We start from the raw sequence: 18619 nt of genomic DNA on the forward strand, positions 1-18619 counted from the left end.
ACAACTTTGTACAGACGTTACAACGTCTCTACACTGATAACTGACAACTGACAACTGACTTCTAGTGGCGAATTCTTTCTCGTTTTCCCGACTCTAAACCGTTGGTGCTGCGGCGCTTGCGACCGAGTACGCTTAAGGAAATTAAGCGATAAAGCAAAATTGTACCTAAACCCCAAATGCCGTTGAGAATTAAGGCTGTAGCAATCCCGTTGGGTTGCCAGCCACTGCCCACAGGTTCCCCTCTTAGGGGCATGGCAATGAACCAGCTGACAAGGCTAGGCGCAATCGCGCCAAACAGAAGTGCTGTCCCCCAAATTCCCAACCCTTGCCGAAAAAAAGAAACAAATAAAACCAATACAATTCCCCAAACTCCACCCCAAAAAGCAAGCGACCAGACGCGGGGAATACCGAAAGGTTGTGTTGCCTTCATTGCATAAGCTGTTAACTTAGCAGGTGCAAAACCAATACTGTGTAACAACAATAGTGCCAGTTGATGAAATAGTAAAACTGATAAAAATCCAGCTACAAAAGCGAGAATCAAACGGGGTAAAGGATGATTTTGCGACATAATGCACCTAATTTTATTTGCGTAAAATTTATAGGGAGCAGGGAAAAGAGAGCTGAGGGAGCGATCGGGAGCTGAGGAGCTGAGGAGCTGAGGGAGCAATTACAAGTCACAAGTCACAAGTCACAAGTCAACCCCACACCCTGATAGCGCCAGTTGCTTCAACGGAGGGCGACGAAGTCCGCGATAGCGCCACCTCCGCACCGCACTGGCTCCCCTACACCCCACACCCTTTCTTCACTGGTCACTGGTCACTGGTCACTGGTCACTGTCACCACTCACCACTCACCACTCACTACACCCCACCCCCCGTTCTTTACTGATAAATGACTCACCGAATCGGTACACCCGCCCGATCGACGAGTTTTTGACATTCTGTGGATAGCAGCAGGTTAGCGTATGCTCTTCCAGCCACTTCATCTAAACTGCCATCCTCGCGATAAACTACGAAGATCCGGCGAATCAGTGGATAGGAACCTTACCCCTGGATGCCTTTAGAAGGCAATACCTCCTAGCGCCACGGGAACTTGTTTGAGGTTGTAATCGCGCGATCGCACTATATTGTATTCCGATTGCTGAATGGGTCGAAAGGACTCGAAGAAACTAATTTCTCCATTAGCCGTCATTTCAATGCCCTTGCCAGAGTCGGACGGGACGTTGAGCAGATCGGTATAAAGCAGGCGAAATTTTGGATGGGCGCGGGTTGGAACCAATTTGAGTCATGATATTTCCCAATTTGTAAGGGATCGATCTTAATAGAGCAGACAACTACTTAGTTCAGAAAGATACATTATTCTCCTTGGGTAAACTGTCCGATAATACTCGGTAAGGCTTGGCAGAAGAAAAAACCGAAAAACACGACAGAGAGTAAAACGATCGCCTCTCGCCATAGCGGCGAGCGCAATTCGGCAGGGAGAAATTTGCGATTGACATAGAGAGCGTGCAAACCTAGAAAGACAAAATTTAAGCCTGCAATGTTCGCACTCAGGAGAATTAAGAAAAAGGGCTTGATTCCTGATAAGAGAATAAAAACTCCCCACAGAGTAAACAAAGAGAGGATGCTGTAGTAAACAAAACGAATATCTCCCCCTCGCCAAGCGCGAATGTGGCTGCTGCCCGACCACACCATATCTGTCACCATACGCGCAAAGACATCAGTAATGCCAAGTTGGGTACTGTAGAGAATCCAAAAGCCTACCAACAGAGTAATAAACCACATAATGCTAGTGGTATCTTCCCGCGATAGGTATTGAGCTTGATAGACCGCGATCGCAAATTGGTTGTCAAAGCGAGTTCCAGGCGGAATAAACTGCAAAGTCAACAAGGCTGGCAGTCCCATTCCTAAGAAACATCCCAGCACCCACACACCATATTGGTCGGTAATGGCATACTTCCACCATTCGCGCCAACGCTTCTTGTTTTCGGTGGTTAAAGGAAAGACTTTACCCGTGGGAGTCAGAGACATCCGGCGACCGCCAATCAGCGCCGGAATGTATCCCACTACGCCCCCCATACCCAATCCCTTATCGCGAAACCAGTTACTCAGCGTTCCATTCAAGACTCCTCCCGCACCAGCAAAAGCCGCAAAGCCTCCCACTTTCAGCCAATCAACATTAGGCGGAATTGTGCCGAAGCGGAGAAAACCCGTTGCCGCTCGACCCCAAGTCTCGGGTGCAGTAAAACCCAGGGCAATGACAATTAAGAACAGGAGGATTGCCCCAACAAAAAACCATTGCACGACTTCCATCGTCCGCTCAATTTTGGCTCCAAAGGCAACGATCGCCACTGTAGATAGGAACCAGAATAAACCAAATGCTTTAATCGTTTCTGCGTGTTCCGGTCCAGGAATATCGCCAACAAACATCGCAGTCAGAGCCGTAGCCGCCGAAGAAGCCCACCCAGGCCATCCTAGTTGCAAAAACGCCAGGACAGAATAAAAAATTGCCCAGAAGCGGGGTCCTGGTTTAGTCCGCATAAAACCCGTATAGATCGGTTCGCCCGTGTAAAGGGTATAGCGGATAAACTCCATGTTCATGAGGACTTGGAGAATAATCGAAGTCGTGGCAATCCACAACATAAAACCACCATACTGAGCCGTCACTGCTGGACCCAGCAGCCATTCGCCGCTTCCAATCGAAGTCCCCAAGAGAATTGCTCCAGGTCCAATGAGAGCGATTGCATTATTAAAACTAAATGGCGGCGGTGCGGGGAGATCGGCAACTTCCCAGGGTGGAAGTTCGCCCGCCGAGATTTTAGAACGAGTGGCGATCGCCTCAGTTCCTCTTTCAGTTGCGGTTGGAGCGATCGCTCTATAGATAATCCCTGAAGTATCCGTGACATTTGGCTCCGCTTCTTCTGAAGAGCGCCATCCTAAAATTCGCAGCCCCAGATAAACTATATAGCCAACAACGATCCCAGCAGCCAACCAGCCATACAAACCCAACCAGAAAGTAACATCAGCAAGAATTTGTATTCCGTTGCGGACGAGCGTAATGATAAAACCCAGTACCAAGACTGCCGTAGCTACATATATGGCATACTTGGTAGCTGGGTCGCGTACTTTATACATAAGCAGCCACAAATAGCTACACAATCCTCTTAATATATCTGGATTGCTAGCAGATAGAAGTTAAATCTAGTTAAAAGTGAGTGACTAGTGGAACCAGTGGCTGGTGGCTAGTAGTTAATAGGGTGTGGGAAGTGTGGGGTGTAGGGTGTAGGGTTGAATTGTGACTTGTGACTTGTGACTTGTGACTTGTAATTGCTCCCCCAGCCTCCACAGCTCCCTCAGCTCTCTTCCCCGACTCCCTGCTCCCTAATTCCTAATGGCATTAATTGCACTTTTAGCAACACCAGCGATCGCGGAGTCAGTAGCTTTTGGTAGGTGGTAGTATTTTCCTCCCGCAGTTTGAGCTAGTTCTTTAGCAAAACCTGTAGAGATAAATTTATTTTCAGTGTCGATGACTAACAGTTGTATTCCCAATCCGCGAATTCTAGCGGCGATTTCTAGTAATTCTTTTTTGATATCGGGTTTTTCTCCCTCAGGTAAGGGTTCGCCTAGCGATCGCGCCAGAGGAATATTTCCTCGTCCATCGGTAATTGCCACAATTACTACCTGTCCGATATCTCCCGCCATCTGAGCATTAATGCCCACCCGTACCGCCTGCGTCAAACCATGCGCTAGGGGCGAACCACCACCACAAGGCAACAATTCCAATCGCTTACGCGCCAAAGCGATCGAACGGGTAGGAGGCAACAACACCTCTGCCTGTTCGCCACGAAACGGGATCAATGCCACTTGGTCGCGATTTTCATATGCTTCTGTTAACAGTTGAAAAACCGCCCCTTTAGCCGATTGCATCCGATTCAACGCCATCGAACCAGAAGCATCAACTACAAACACGATCAACGCTCCCGCTTTGCGGACGAGCCGCTTCGAGCGAATATCTCCCTGCTCGACGAAAACTCTTTTTTGGCGGGTGTCGGGTGTCGGGTGTCGGGTGTCGGGAGAGTGGCTAGTGGCTAGTGGCTGGTGGTTAGGGGCTGGAATTGCTCCCCCAGCTCTTTTCCCCCCTGCTCCCTGCTCCCTGCTAAGTGCTCCCTGCCTCTCCCGCCGTGCTTTCTGATAGGGTGCAGCTGCCCTTAACGTGGCATCTACTGCAATTCGTCGCACGGGACCTTTAGGTAACATCGGTTTGACGTATCGTCCCCGATCTTCGGAGAAAATTAAACTGCGACTGCCGGACTTCCCCCGCCGCTGTGCCATCTGTGCGAAGTAAAGCACGCTGTCGTCGAGAATTACACCTTCGGCATCAAAGACAAATTCTTCAGGAATGTTGGGCGGTGTTTGCTCGTTTTCAGGTTCTTCCTGTTCGTCCTTCTCTTCTTGCTCCTCCTGTTCCTGGTTAGACTCATCTTCGGGCTCGTCTTGGTTTTGGGGTGCAGGAGGTGGTGGGGCTGGTGGTTCTTCGGGTGGAGTTTGTACGACTGTTGCTCTCGGGACGATGACTAATTCTACAGCGCGACGCAAATCTTCGGCTGTAACTGTGGTTCTGCCTTCTAAAGCAGCGGCGGCTTTGGCGACTCGCACGGCGTAGAGTTCGGCGCGGTGTCCTTGAACTCTGGCGCGTACCGCTTCATCAACTAAATAGGCAATTTGCTCGTGGGTAATTTGTACGTCTTTGAGCCACTCTCGCGCCAAGATAATTTGAGTTTTGAGATTGTCGAGATCTTCGGCGTATTGCTGGAGAAACTGCTGCGGTGAGGTGGTGTAAGCGATCGCCTGTTCTACTGCTTGTACTCGTTCGTCTAGACCTAGCACGCCATCCGCAGAAAGAGCGATCGCGATGCGATCGAGCAGGTGTTCCCGTAACGCTCCTTCTTCTGGGTTATACGTAGCGATAAATAAAGGCTGACAGGGATGCCCAAAACTAATTCCTTCCCGTTCGATTTGGTTGCGTCCCTCGGTTAAAACCGTCAGCAGTTGGTTGCTAATACTGTCGTCGAGTAAGTTAATTTCATCGACATACAACACGCCACGATGGGCAAGTGCCAGCAGTCCTGGTTGAAATACGGTTTCTCCCTGTTTGACCGATTGTTCTACATCTACCGAACCTAAAAGTCGGTCTTCTGTGACTCCCAAGGGAATTTGTACGAATGGTGCGGGAATCACTTCTGTAGGGACGTTACCCTCTGTAGAGACGTTACATGTAACGTCTCTACTTAGTTCGTCGTCCCATTCTTCAGGGCGATTGGGATCGCAGTTACAAAAAGAACCTTTAACAACTTCAATCGGCGGTAAAAGGGTATGAATTGCCCGCGCCATGACTGATTTTGCCGTACCGCGACGACCTGCGATCGCGACTCCTCCCAAACCAGGATCGACGGCTGCTAGCAGCAGGGCTATTTTAATGGCTTCTTGTCCCACGACAGCAGTTAAGGGAAAACTGGTAACGGTTGCAGTAGACGACGCAGGCATGGTTTCAATCTTTGAGCTTCCAGCCTTCTAGCATATCAATTCTTTGTCCCTTACTGAAAATATGACAGTTGACAGTTAACGGTTGACAGTTAACGGTTAACCGGAGAGCGATCGCCCTTCTATTATTTGGAAATTAAATGGAATCCTCATATTTCAATGGTTTGTAAAGCTTGCATAAAACTGCGTGAAAACTCGTAATAGTTAATCGAAATTTAATGATTTTTTGTCTGTCTTTGCGCGTTCTTCACCTATAAAATGAATTCAATCGTTAAACTATGTACGTATATACTTAATCTGCTAATCTCCTAGGCAAAAATCATATTATGTGTATTGTATGTGGAGTTTTCTTTTCTAGCTTGACACTGTTTACACCCATAACAGAAGCCCCAAACTCACCTAGTTCAAATACTACTAATCCCCCTAAAGTGCAGTATCAACAGACTCAAAATAAGCCGTTGGCAAAACAGGCTCAAATTAAGCTTGCTAATATGCTGAATCGATTGCCTATTTCTAAGGAAACACAAGTATTGCGAGAAGAACTCAAGTCAATTCAAGTACAGTTAGAGCCGATTAAAGATGATGCTAAAGCTCAACAAATTATTGAAAAAGAATTGAGAGCTGTATATCAAAGAATTTTAGAAAAACCCAGTTATCAGCAAGAGTTTAATGTATTTATGAAACTGCTAGAACTCAAGTCTGAGCAACAAGCTATTCATAATCTGAGCTTGAAATTGACTCAAAATAACAGCGATCTCTCGACTCTATTTACAGGACAAGACAAAAGCTGGGGCTGGATACAATAGCTGGTAGGGTGCGTTAATCAACGCGCCCCACGAATCTGCTGTTACTTCCTTATAGCGCGCGACTGGCTGTCTCAACTACCGTGTCATAATCTACGTAGGCTTCTACTAACGTACCTGGTTTTACGGTGATATTTTTGCCTTTAATAAATACGCCAAATACACTGACAAGTGCTGCCACTGCTACCATAGTTGCGCCCCGACCTTTACCATTTTTCTCCACGGTCGATCGCAACGGAATTTTAGTACCATCCACTGCTTCAATTTCTTCCACAGTAAAGTTTAATTGTCCTTTTTTACCAAACATGCGAGCGCGTTTTGCTTCAGTAACTTTTCCAGTTGCTCGCGCTCCTTTTTTAATCAAAATTTCTTTGGTTGGTGAGAGGACATTTGTTGCTGCATATTAAACAACAATATCTCCCTCTTGTGCTGTTTTTGAGCTAAGTTCTTCAGCTAGTGGGACTTTGTAAGAAAGATGGAGCAAATTGAGCTAGAATGCGGGTAGGAGTTGCGTTTTACGTCAGTCTCGACAGGAGCAACGTAAGGTGAAAGATCAAGTACCAGCAGCGATGCCGCAGTGCTTTGAGAACTGGTGTCGTCGGTTTGATGATGTATTTTCGCGTCAGAAGCAGCGGCAGGAATTTCGTGTTTATCTAGGGGGACTGCTGGGTGAGAGTCAGCGCAAAAACCTGAGCCAACTGGTCACAAATACAGTAGATGGCTCCTACAACAGCCTCAGACATTTTCTCAACAATGCCCCTTGGGATGAAGTCAAGCTAAATAATCGGCGGTTGGAGGTGATGCACCAGTGTCGCCAGACGACCCCGAGTCAAGGTTTCACATTGATTGTAGATGATTCGGGACATCGCAAAAGTGGTGCGGCTACTGATGGGGTAGGACGGCAGTACATTGGGGAGATTGGCAAGACTGACAATGGTATTGTGCTGCTGACTACCTACTTGTATGATGGAGTGCGACGCCTGCCGTTAGATGTTGCACTCTATCAACACGCAAGTTTATTCGAGCAAGGCAAGGCAGACCCCAACTTCCAGAAAAACCTGACCTGGCTCTAGACTTGGTTGACCAATGCTTGAAGCGCGGTTATCGACCGGGTGTGACTGTAATTGATGCAGGCTACGGTAATAACACGCCTTTTCTCAAGCAGTTGGAGTCGAGAAACCTAACTTACGTGGCAGCAATCGCCAAAACCGCCAAGTTACTGCTCAAACATCAGGTGATGAGTCTGCTCGTAAGCAGGGATTAGAAGCTATTGCTCAAACCTTGGCAGTGGAGCAGTTCACACCTGTGCAACTCAATCTGGAGCAGCCCCGGACAGTTTGGGTGGCGCTGTTACCAGTTCACGTTCCGAAGCTCGAAGGCACTCGCTGGCTGGCGATTCAACTCAATGCCTCTAGTTTCGAGCAAGCGACGGAGGTGGATTACTTTCTCACCAATGCCTCTGACAACCAAGTCAGTGCGGCTTGGGTAGCTCAAACATATTCTGCTCGCAACTGGGTGGAGGTCTTCTATCGAGAAGCCAAGGGCTGGTTGGGTTTGAGTGAGTATCAAGTTCGGGATGCTCTGAGTATGAAGCGTCATTGGGTTTTAGTGTTCATCGCTTACACCTTCATCCTTTGGCATCAGTTGACCGGCGGATTCCCGCAGACGTTGGGCAACCAAACCCTTACAAACCTTTGCCGAAGCATTGGAGGCATTCCGCACCGCAGTCGAGTTTCGTTTGGTCCGCTGGCTTAATGAGCATGTTGATGTATTTGCCTCTCACAGAGCTAAGTTCGGCTATATTTGGGCTTAGAAAGTTTTAAAGTCCCACTAGTTCTAATTGCAGTTTAGTTCCTGACGCTAATGTAAGCTTTTTCGCTATGAGCATTTGCGATCGCTCTAATTTTAGTTCTGAGTTCCGCAATTTTAGTGGTTCCGAGCCAACTGGAGCTAGCCAGATTGTTTGTAATAGTAAGACGAGTCCAAAAGATAAATAACGACGGTCAAGTTTCATTTTTGAGTTCCTCATGCTTTTTTATAGCAACCTAGTCAATTAAAATATACTCTATATTTAAGCGATTAGAGCATACTTTAATAGCTACACCCATAATTAAATAACGGCTCGCTTTAACTATTTAGCTTTATTTCTTCTGTAGTTACACTCAGAGCGGCATAAATACTTTTGCCTATTTCTGCTAAGCGAACGCAATTATTAATTTAAAAATTTTGAGGAAAATTGGCTCAACAATAGAAAGTTTTAGCAATTGTCTAATATTTCTTAATCAATGACAATTAACTAAGATGATTTTAGCTTAACAGTCAAAAATAATAAATTATCAATTATCGCTCGCAGAGTGTGAATTTGTCTTAACTTTTAGCGGAAAAGTCACTGTAAATGTCGAACCAACTCCAACCTCAGAGGCTAGTTCAATTTTTCCCTGCAACAGCTTGACTAAGCGCGAAACGATCGCCAGCCCTAAACCCGTGCTGTTGGGTATGGCGATCGTTCCGGCTTGAAAATAGGGTTCAAACACGCGCTGCTGTGCTTCTGGCGCAATTCCCACGCCTGTATCGGCAACTGCGATCGCCCATCGTTCGCGATCGAGCGTCCAACATTTCACCAAAATCTTTCCATCTGGCGTGTAGCGAATCGCATTACTAATCAGATTTGTCACAATTTGCTGCAATCGTAACGAATCTGTCACAACTTTTTCTGGGGCTGATGCTAGATCGAGGATCAATTTGAGTTCCTTCGCTTGTGCCGCAGGTTGCATCATAGCAACAAGATCGCTTGCTAACTCGCGAATCTCGACTGTTGCAGGCTGGAGTTGCATTTGCCCTGCTTCGTATCGCGAGATTTCTAAAGCATCGTTAATCAGGTGTAGTAAGTGCCTACCACCGCTTAGCACCCGTTCGATATGTTCTATATTGGCGTAGCTATCTTTGACTTCAACTTTGTCTTTTCGTTGTAGGCGCAAAAATAGATCGGCATAGCCAATGATTGAAGTCAAAGGAGTTTTCAGTTCGTGGGCGAGATGGGAGAGATTTTCGCGATTCGCCCGCACCAGCCGCGTTAATTCCTGATTGTTGAGTGTCAGTTGACTTTGTAGCTGTTGTAGTTCTGCCAGTCGTTGCTCGGTGTAGCTTTTAAAGCAGCGGGCGATCGCTTCATCAATGACAGTATCAATTAACCGAAAAGCACGAATCACCTCTAACGCTGAGCTTGTTTGCAAGCTTGCCTCAATGGTAGAGAAGATAACATGACGCAGAATTCGATACTCCCGGGCAATTTCCCCAGCCTCATATCCTTGTTCTGCCCTGAGGACACCGTGTTCTAAACTCACCTCTACTAGTGTCTTCAAATCGCTATCTTGCGATTGAGAAAGCACTGTTGCCATCGCTTGAATTACGCGCGGTATGCTGTCTTGCAAAGATTTGTACGGCAGCTCGTTAGCTGTTTCAATTTGGTCATCTGCACGAATGGCAGCAATCCAGTCCTTCAAAATCGTATCGCTTTTATCGAGCAGCAGTTGACTGAAATCTTGCATCACTTCAAGCACGCATAGAGATAGGCATGGCATTCTTCAGTTTATAGGAACCTACCAGATGGTGTAACCACTCTATCGTTCGATACTTCGACAAGCGATGCTATGGTGCGAGTTCGCGAGTGGTTTGTCCGCATTTCTGCCCCGTAGAGATAGCTGGAAAGCTTTTCGACACTAATAGCGGATCGATTCATCTGCTGAAAATTTTGGCTTGATGTTATTGTAATTGTCTGCAAAAATTGCACGCTACCCGGAATAATTTGACGAATTTGAGTAAGAATGTTAAATTTCTCTTCAATAGTTTGAAAACAGTTAGCCTAATCCAGTGGTGTCTGTGTTGAGGAGTTCAAATCGTTAGTAAAACTGGAGCGGAGGAACCAAAATCTGGGGCTTATCTGGTTTAAAGATGAATTAGCAAGAACGAGTATCGAGTTCAGAGCTTCATAATTCATCCTTGACAAGAAGAACATCTCTCAGTTCTAGCCCGTCAGCTAACTCCGTAGGCATTGAGAGGAGACTGAAATAAGCAACATTATCAATAATGTTCTGCTTGGTTCAGCTTCCAAGGCTCGTACTGTTAAGCCTGTTGTACCTGCACTTGAAGAGACTGAAAAATAGCAGATGAAAATCCAACAAAAATCACTGGTAAAAATAAAGCAATTCGCCTTGAAGAATTGTCAGACGCGCAACGCCCACTCTACTACACTTGAATTTCAAGCATCAGATAGGGCTGCTGTAGTTTCAGCGCCGACAGATGCGATCGCTTCATTACCTTAACCAGAATGTAGTTAACTACCAGTAAATATCGGGTGCATTAGTAGAGTTTTGCATGGATGTAAAGCTCTACAACTTTGGCTAAAATAATCAATAATCAAACCAGTAGTAATAATATGGAAAACTGGCAGGCGATCGCTAGCACTATTACTTTCCTTAGTGTCATCTTTTTCGTGATGACAGAATGGATACACTTGACTATCGCGGCATTTTTAGGAGCATTAATTCTTGTTTTTACAAATGTTTTAACACTAAATGAAGCAATTGGCTATATTGGTAATAGCTACTCTACTATTGCTTTGTTTTTTGGCGTAATGGTGTTGGTACGAGCATTTGAACCTACAAAGGTTTTTGAATACTTAGCCACCCAAATTGTTATTTTAGCTAAAGGACAAGGTAAGCGCTTGCTACTGGGAATTGTGGCAATTACAACTCCAATTTGCGCTTTTTTGCCCAATGCTACAACAGTTATGTTACTAGCACCGCTGATTCCTCCGATTGCGGAGGAAGTAGGGGTAAACTTCGTACCGCTACTCATTTTAATGGTATTCGTAGCCAACAGTGCCGGATTACTAACATTGGTAGGAGATCCAGCCACATTTATTGTCGGAGATGCTGTAAACGTCAGCTTTGTTGATTACCTCACGCGCCTTAGCTTAGGTGGAGTTGTTGCAGTTATTACTGTGGTTGCAATGCTACCATTTCTATTTCGTAAAATTTGGCATAAAGATTTAGAAGATTTAGAACATCTTCCCCATCCAAAAATCAATCATCCTCAAGTTTTAACATTAGGAATTGTTTTAATCGCTGGCGTTTTAATATTTTTTGTTATTGGGGAAATGCTGCCAATTCCAATTTCTCCTGCTGCGGTAGCTTTATTAGGTGCAGCTTTAGCATTGTTACTGTCGCATCATAGCAAAATTGATACAGTTAATAATATTTTGCGAGATGTCGATTGGAGTACGTTAATATTCTTTATGTCCATTTTTGTCTTAATTGGTGGACTAGAGAAAACTGGAGTCGTAACTAGCCTCTCTGGTGTTCTAGCAGCAATTTTAGGGAAAAATATTGCTTTAGGTTCGCTAGCGTTACTCTTTTTTGTTGGTATAGTCTCTAGCGTCGTGCCAAACATTCCTTTGGTTGTGGCAATGGTTCCGTTACTCAAACAGTATGTAGTTAATATTGGTTTAGCATCGCCAGCAATTCTAGAAAAAAGTTTTACAGGAGAATTGCCAGCGGAAGTATTGCCTCTGTTTTACGCCATGATGTTTGGTGCAACGTTAGGTGGAAACGGAACTTTGGTTGGAGCTTCTTCTAACATAGTTGCTGCCGGAATTGCCGAACAACACGGACGGCGAATTTCATTTAAAACCTTTCTCAAATATGGTTTACCCATAATGGCAGTCCAATTAATAGCTGCTGCTATATACGTTACAATTCGGTTTTTGATTTAATCGCTCGTTTGTCATGCGTTATTTGTCATTTGCGATCGCCACCCAAAAACTCTAATTGCTGCCTTACCACATACCATTTACCAATCACCAATTATTAAATAAATACATATATCTACAGAATGATTGACGGTAGAGAAATAGCGATGATATCTTAGGAAAGTTAGAGTAAGTCAGCCTAATCTAGTCCTTCACATGCATATAGATGAAGCTAGAGCGGAGGAACCAATTGTAAGGGGCTTATCTTAATTTAAGAGGGGCATCTCTCAGCCCTAGCCCGTCAGCTAACTTCGTCGGCATTGAGAGGAGACTGAAGAGTAAGCATTATTTCATTAATGTTTTGAACTCATCAGTGTTCCTGTCTGGTACTGCTCGATTTTACGTACCTGCGATCGACTCTGAGGAGTATCAACATGATATTTCAGTTAAATCTTGCTACTCTAGCAGTAGCTGGACAAGCTGCGTGGAAAAGGGTTAGACCGATTGTTATCACGGATACTGTACTGTTACCTGCGGCTGGTTTCTTAGGCATCATTATTTTGTGGTGGGCGATCGCTCTTGTTAATCCTGAATTAATGCCTACTCCACCACAAGCATTAGTAGCGAGTTTAGACTACATTCTCAACCCATTTTACCAACGCGGTCCAGGCGATTTAGGCATTGGCTGGCTGTTGTTGGCAAGTCTGCAACGAGTATTAATCGGATTTGCTTTAGGTGCAGCAGTAGCAATTCCTGTTGGCTTCTTGATTGGAATGTCAAAGCCAGCAATGATGGCACTCAATCCCATTATTCAAATCTTCAAACCCGTATCGCCTTTAGCGTGGTTGCCGATCGCCCTAGCTATCTTTAATTTGGCAGATCCCTCGGCAATTTTTGTAATTTTTATTACTTCTTTGTGGCCCACAATTATTAATACAGCCTTGGGTGTTTCGAGCGTATCGAAAGACTATATCAACGTGGCTAGAGTTCTGGAAATGCCACGCTGGAGACAGATAACTAAAATAATTTTGCCCGCCAGCTTACCTTATATTTTTACAGGCTTGCGCATTAGTTTAGGTATCGCTTGGCTGGTAATTGTTGCCGTAGAAATGCTCACAGGTGGCGTTGGCATTGGCTTTTTTGTCTGGGATGAATGGAGTCGCCTCAATCTCAGTTCCGTCTTCCTCGCAGTCTTGGTCATTGGCTTAACAGGCTTACTATTAGACTTCGCCGTTGCCAAAATTGAATCTCTAGTCATCCACCGCCGCCCTGCTTAGGAAGGGGTGAGGAGTAAGGAGTGAGGGGTGAGTAAAAGAATTAAGCACGATTTTTGTTGTTTGTCTGGCAAATGGCAAATGACCAATGACCAATGACCAATGACAAATAACTATGAACAACTGGACGCGACGCGAGTTTTTAGCAGGAATAGGCGCGACAGCGGCGGGAATGTCGCTGGGTGGTTGCGCGATTAGCGGTGACAGAAGTGCTACAGGACTGACAGCAGAAGCCGCAGCGATCGAACAAGTAGTCGATCCAAAAACCTTAGAAAAACCAAATTTAACTGTAGGTTACGTACCAGTCAACGACTGCGCCCCATTTGCGATCGCTTGGCAGAAAGGATTTTTCCGCAAGTACGGGTTAAATGTCAAACTCAACCGCGAAGCTAGCTGGGGAACTTCGCGAGATGGCATCATCTTCGGACGACGCACCGATGCTGCTCCCGTTGTCAGCGGCGCTGTCACCAACGCCAGGACAGGGGCAGAAGGCGCACGTCATGCCCCCCTATGTGCGGCAATGACAATCCACCGCCACGGCAACGCTATGACCATGAACCGCGCCATGTGGGATGCAGGCTTGCGTCCTTGGCAGGAGTACAACGGCAACTTAGAAGAATTCGGGCGCGATTTTCGCAATTATTTTGACAACCTGGCTTCAGAGAAGCGAGTCTGGGCAGTCGTGTTGAGTTCTGCTATTTATGAATATTTCGTCCGCTACCTCTCGGCGGCGGCGGGTGTAGATCCAACCAAAGAATTTCGGATTATTATCATTCCTCCACCCCAGATGGTGACAAACGTGCGGATTGGGGCGATGCAAGCTTATATGGTTGCCGAACCTTGGAACACTCGCGCCATTACAGGAAATGAGGATATAGGTTTTACATTTGCCCAAGGTAAAGAAGTGTGGCAAGGACATCCAGATCGATTGTTGGGGGTGATGGAAAGCTTTATTACCAACTATCCAAGAACCTATCGATCGCTAGTTAAGGCAATGATTGAAGCCTGTCAGTATTGCAGTAGACCAGAAAATCGGGAAGAAGTTGCTAAAGTCATTTCACAACGTTCCTTTACTGCGGCTAAGCCGAAATTGACCCGCGCTGCGATCGTCGGGGAATACAACTACGGTGGTTTCGATGACAAAAAGCGGCTGGTCAAAGCGCCAGAGACGACAATCTTTTTCGATTATCCTGCTCATCTTGCCACAATACCAAACGACCATTCCACCTTTTTATGGCAGTCTCAAAGCCTGTGGTTGATGACTCAATCGGTACGGTGGGGACAAATCCCAGAAGTTCCCAAAAATGCCGAGGCTGTAGCCCGAAAAGCTTAGAGAACCGATCTATATCGTGAAATCGCTGCTGAAATGGGAATTGAATGTCCAAAAGAAGATTACAAGGTAGAACCCGCTACAGCTTTTATTGATAAAAAAGCCTTCGATCCTAGCGATCCAGTCGGATATCTCAACAGCTTTGAAATTAGAGCAAATCGTCCCAAGTCTTTCTTTTTGTCTGGTAATTGGTAGTTGGTAATTGGTAAGTCAAAAGTTAAAAGTCAAAAGTCAAAACTAACTACTCCCTATTCCCCCTAATCTTATGACCAAATCCACAAGTTTTTCTCCTAATCAAAACGAGCTTGACTATAATTCTCGCAACTTCCTAGAAATTAAAAACCTCGTCAAATCTTACCGCAATCCTAATGGCAGTGAATTTGTCGTGCTAGATGGCATCGATCTGACTATTGCAGAAGACGAATATATTTCTGTTATCGGTCACTCTGGCTGCGGTAAATCAACTCTACTGAAAATTGTGGCTGGGTTGGAAAAAGCTACTGCTGGATCGGTAAGGCTGGAAGGGAGAGAAATCCGCAAACCAGGCGTAGAAAGAATGATGGTGTTTCAACAATATTCCCTATTGCCGTGGTTAACAGTAAGGGAAAATGTTAGGCTCGCAGTAGATGAAGCGATCGAAAATGCTAGCCGTGCCGAAAAAATTAGCATTGTGAACGAACACTTAGCAATGGTGAATTTAACAGCGGCAGCAGATAAGTATCCTGATGAAATATCGGGAGGAATGAAACAGCGAGTAGGAATTGCACGAGCTTTAGCAACTCGTCCAAAAATGCTACTAATGGACGAACCTTTCGGGGCGTTAGATGCTCTCACTCGCGGGAAATTACAAAGACAAGTCTTAGATATTTGGGAACATCAGCGACAGGCGGTGATGATGATTACTCATGACGTAGAAGAGGCAATTTATATGTCCGATCGCATTATTTTAATGACCAATGATCCCAACGCTAAAATTGGTGAAATCATCAACGTTCCCTTTCCCCACCCCCGCGATCGCCATGCTATGAGACATTCAACAGAATACATGAAATTACGCGATCGCGCCTTAGATTTTCTCGATCGCTATTTCACCCAAGACGAATAATTTGTCAGAAGTTAGGAGTTAGAAGTCAGGAGTCAGAAAATAGAAGAGTGTATCCCTATCTAAATTCTCCCTTGTCTTCCTTGTCTCCCTTGTCTTCCTCGCTTCCCACTCACCCAAAGGAAAAACTGTGAACCTCAAACCCATTCTGGCGCGGCTACAAAATGCTCTAGGTAGTCAAGACGTACATAACTTAATTTTACGGATGCCAACTGGATATCAAACTCAGAATAATACATCCGAGCGATCGCTAAATTTAGTTGTCGGTTATGATGGTTCTCCTGACAGCCAAGCAGCGCTAGATCTAGCTTTATTAATTGCTCATCAAACTCGCTTGGCGACTCAAAACCAAGTCACAATTCACGTTGTTTATGTCTTAGATGAAGTACAAATAGAGTTACTGACCAAAATTTATAGCTCCAGTTCCTCAAAAGCTTTTCGTCGGGGACAAAAGAAATCTACACCTGTTGCTACTCTCTCTGGAACTCAGGCACTTGCAACTAAATCTAAAACAGTTTTGTTAGCACAAGCAGACGAAATTTTATGGCGAGCGCGATGTTTAGCTGAAGCATGGAAAGGTACGTTTGTGGCTCATCTACGATTTGGTTCTTTAGCTACAGAACTCAAAAATATTGTAGAGACTGAATCAGCAGACATACTGCTGTTAGGTTGTCGTTCTCAAAGTAGTCTAGTGATTCGACAGTTAGATCCGAGTCTCCCCTGCGCGATATTAGGAATTTCTGAATAAATGCATAAAATTTATCTAGCTAGAAGTCTAATATGTTTATAGTAGATGTTTGAAACTTTGCGAGAGTGAAAAAATATGAGCGAAGTTAAAAAAGTTGCGCTCGTGACAGGAGCAAATCGTGGTTTGGGTTTAGAAACTTGCCGTCAATTAGCAAAACAAAATATTAAAGTTATTTTAACTAGCCGTAACGAAGAAAAAGGAAAGTTAGCGGCGGATAAGCTGCGAGCAGAGGGATTACATGTTATTTACCATTCGCTAGATGTCACCAATCCAGACAGTGTGGCACGTTTAGCAGAATTTGTAAAAAGTCAGTTTGGACGCTTAGATATCTTGATAAACAATGCTGGCGTACTACTCGATTATGCAGAGTCAGATGGTAGTATTTTTAACTTAAAACTGAAGACTCTACAAAGCACGCTAGAGACAAATACAATTGGTCCGCTACTACTATGCCAAGCCTTAATTCCCATCATGAAACAGCATAATTATGGCAGAGTTGTCAATGTCTCCTCTGGTGCGGGACAACTACATGACATGAGTACGGGATATCCTAGCTATCGCATTTCTAAAACCGCGTTAAATGCCGTGACGCGAATTTTTGCCAATGAATTAGAGGGAACAAACATTTTAGTAAATGCCGTTTGTCCTGGCTGGGTAAGAACTGATATGGGTGGCGCTAATGCAACTCGTACCGTCGAACAAGGCGTTGATTCGATTGTGTGGCTGGCAACTTTAGCGGATGATGGACCCACAAGTAGCTTTTTCCGCGATCGCCAACCGATAGAGTGGTAATCTTACTTGTGGCGATCGCATCCGCTCTCTATATTATTGCTCTGACTTGACTGCCCTCCCACAAACAATCAGTGGGAAACGCGGATCGTTATATTCCAATTTCGCCTGAGTAAAATCATAAGCTACCATGCCTCGGAGTTCTCCAGCAGCTACAAAAGAATTTCCATACGTTTGAATATCGATCTGTTCGGTAAGAAAATATTTAGCTAAAAGGTAGTGCAAACCGCGAGCTGTAAAGCGCCAGTATTCTGGATAGGCAGGATAGTTGATTGTAATATTCGGTACGGCAATCAGTAATACACCCCCTGGCTTTAAAATACGATGCATTTCTGAAACGATTTTTTCTGGTTCTGCAATTATGTGTAAAACATACGTACAAATGATACAGTCATAAGTATTACTAGGTAGATTATTTGGTTGAGTTAAATCAGCAACAATAGTTGCATTTGGAATATAATCCTTGTTTAAAACATCTAGCTTGGTAATCCGATCCCTAAAACGAGATGTATAAGTATCGTCTTGAAATTCTAGGCAATGACCTTTAATATCTGCCGTGAATTTTTGTAAATACCAATCTAAATAAACGCGATGAGCGCTAACTCCTCTCTCACACCAGTTTTCTGCTAAAGGCTGCACGCCTGCCTGTAGTAGCTCTACTCTTGTTTTGAGCATAAAAAAAGGTTTTAATGCTTGCTTGGCAGATTGCTTAAAACTCTTTGGTAGCAGTTGTTTTCCATTATTAAATGTTTTCTTCAACTGCTCAGAAAAACCTTTTTTCTTAGGTGGAAAAAGCTGTCCAATACTATCAAATTGGCTCACAATCCATCTCCTTATACCTGGTTAAAATGGCTACACTTCTAGATCGCTAATATCAGAAAACTAGCGATGTTAAAGAATGTATTTATCAGCAATAATGTACTTGAAACTTAAAATTGATAAGCTGACAAGTCAACTCCGTTCGTGTGAGTTGTAAAGCTCTGATTCAGCTTAAATTCGTATCGTAGAGTGCAATTCTATAGCTACAAATCTTGTGCGATCGAGCTTAGGTAATATATCAATTCACAACATTTTTAACTCTGTATGTCAGGTATATATGACTAGAGTTATTCCAACTTAGAAAATTACTATTATGGTGGCGTAAGTAAAATTTGCATATCTGGACGCTGGTTTAGGGATAAATACTGCTGTAATGCTAGGAGCAATTTGCCTATATATTAATAAGTTAAGAACTGTATAACTTTAATTCCTCTATCGGTAGGTGGAAACACAATTAAGTATAGA

15 protein-coding genes, 2 pseudogenes and 2 riboswitches are annotated in these 18619 nt (G+C 44.6%); of the genes and pseudogenes, 9 read left to right on the forward strand and 8 right to left on the reverse strand.

Translation table 11 applies throughout. The features are described from left to right. Positions 1-61: 61 nt before the first annotated feature. The 4 genes from N4J56_RS02900 to N4J56_RS02915 form a co-directional block, all read right to left on the reverse strand. The gene (locus N4J56_RS02900) at positions 62-568 is read right to left on the reverse strand and encodes a hypothetical protein (RefSeq protein WP_317105067.1); all 507 of its coding nucleotides are present in this window, start codon (positions 566-568) and stop codon (positions 62-64) included. 491 nt (positions 569-1059) lie between these two features. After that, positions 1060-1278, reverse strand: a complete 219-nt coding sequence (locus N4J56_RS02905; protein WP_317105068.1) for a hypothetical protein — start codon at positions 1276-1278, stop codon at positions 1060-1062. 77 nt (positions 1279-1355) lie between these two features. Then, positions 1356-3134, reverse strand: coding sequence for an Nramp family divalent metal transporter (locus tag N4J56_RS02910; protein ID WP_317105069.1), 1779 nt, complete (start codon positions 3132-3134; stop codon positions 1356-1358). Positions 3135-3380: 246 nt separating this feature from the next. Next, positions 3381-5543 carry a magnesium chelatase subunit D family protein gene (locus N4J56_RS02915; RefSeq protein WP_317105070.1) on the reverse strand — a complete coding sequence of 721 codons (2163 nt, stop codon included), beginning with the start codon at positions 5541-5543 and terminating at the stop codon, positions 3381-3383. 425 nt (positions 5544-5968) lie between these two features. Here N4J56_RS02915 and N4J56_RS02920 point away from each other — a divergent pair, with 425 nt between their 5' ends. After that, positions 5969-6346, forward strand: a complete 378-nt coding sequence (locus tag N4J56_RS02920) for a hypothetical protein (protein WP_317105071.1) — start codon at positions 5969-5971, stop codon at positions 6344-6346. Between the two features lie 49 nt (positions 6347-6395). Here N4J56_RS02920 and N4J56_RS02925 read toward each other — a convergent pair whose 3' ends face one another. Further along, a complete protein-coding gene (locus tag N4J56_RS02925) occupies positions 6396-6707 on the reverse strand; it encodes a hypothetical protein (protein WP_317105072.1) in 312 nt (103 codons plus the stop codon). A 181-nt stretch (positions 6708-6888) separates the two neighbouring features. Between N4J56_RS02925 and N4J56_RS02930 the strand changes: the two are divergent. Next, a pseudogene (locus N4J56_RS02930) lies at positions 6889-8156 on the forward strand (IS701 family transposase). 6 nt (positions 8157-8162) lie between these two features. Here N4J56_RS02930 and N4J56_RS02935 read toward each other — a convergent pair. Next, positions 8163-8357, reverse strand: coding sequence for a hypothetical protein (locus N4J56_RS02935; RefSeq protein WP_317105073.1), 195 nt, complete (start codon positions 8355-8357; stop codon positions 8163-8165). Between the two features lie 322 nt (positions 8358-8679). Continuing rightward, positions 8680-9891, reverse strand: a complete 1212-nt coding sequence (locus N4J56_RS02940; protein WP_410500408.1) for a sensor histidine kinase — start codon at positions 9889-9891, stop codon at positions 8680-8682. A gap of 302 nt (positions 9892-10193) precedes the next feature. Beyond that, a riboswitch (cyclic di-AMP (ydaO/yuaA leader) is annotated at positions 10194-10408 on the forward strand. A gap of 101 nt (positions 10409-10509) precedes the next feature. Here N4J56_RS02940 and N4J56_RS02945 point away from each other — a divergent pair. The 7 genes and pseudogenes from N4J56_RS02945 to N4J56_RS02980 all read left to right on the forward strand — a co-directional run bounded on the left by N4J56_RS02945 (position 10510) and on the right by N4J56_RS02980 (position 17338). Continuing rightward, positions 10510-10665: a hypothetical protein gene (locus N4J56_RS02945; RefSeq protein ID WP_317105075.1), complete on the forward strand. Its 156-nt coding sequence runs from the start codon at positions 10510-10512 to the stop codon at positions 10663-10665. 113 nt (positions 10666-10778) lie between these two features. Beyond that, a complete protein-coding gene (locus tag N4J56_RS02950; protein WP_317105076.1) occupies positions 10779-12116 on the forward strand; it encodes an ArsB/NhaD family transporter in 1338 nt (445 codons plus the stop codon). Between the two features lie 162 nt (positions 12117-12278). After that, positions 12279-12427: riboswitch (cyclic di-AMP (ydaO/yuaA leader) on the forward strand. Between the two features lie 99 nt (positions 12428-12526). Beyond that, positions 12527-13369, forward strand: coding sequence for a nitrate ABC transporter permease (gene ntrB / locus N4J56_RS02955; protein WP_317105077.1), 843 nt, complete (start codon positions 12527-12529; stop codon positions 13367-13369). 112 nt (positions 13370-13481) lie between these two features. Next, positions 13482-14891, forward strand: a pseudogene (locus N4J56_RS02960) (ABC transporter substrate-binding protein). Positions 14892-14961: 70 nt separating this feature from the next. Beyond that, positions 14962-15801, forward strand: coding sequence for an ABC transporter ATP-binding protein (locus tag N4J56_RS02970; RefSeq protein ID WP_317105080.1), 840 nt, complete (start codon positions 14962-14964; stop codon positions 15799-15801). Between the two features lie 127 nt (positions 15802-15928). Next, positions 15929-16546, forward strand: a complete 618-nt coding sequence (locus tag N4J56_RS02975) for a universal stress protein (RefSeq protein ID WP_317105081.1) — start codon at positions 15929-15931, stop codon at positions 16544-16546. Positions 16547-16621: 75 nt separating this feature from the next. Then, entirely contained in the window at positions 16622-17338 is a 717-nt protein-coding gene (locus N4J56_RS02980) for an SDR family oxidoreductase (RefSeq protein ID WP_317105082.1), read from the forward strand. A 33-nt stretch (positions 17339-17371) separates the two neighbouring features. On the opposite strand, the gene N4J56_RS02985 is transcribed toward N4J56_RS02980, so the two are convergent. Then, positions 17372-18157: a class I SAM-dependent methyltransferase gene (locus N4J56_RS02985; RefSeq protein WP_317105083.1), complete on the reverse strand. Its 786-nt coding sequence runs from the start codon at positions 18155-18157 to the stop codon at positions 17372-17374. Positions 18158-18619 lie beyond the last annotated feature (462 nt).

This window comes from Chroococcidiopsis sp. SAG 2025, from assembly GCF_032860985.1.
Taxonomy (GTDB): domain Bacteria; phylum Cyanobacteriota; class Cyanobacteriia; order Cyanobacteriales; family Chroococcidiopsidaceae; genus Chroococcidiopsis.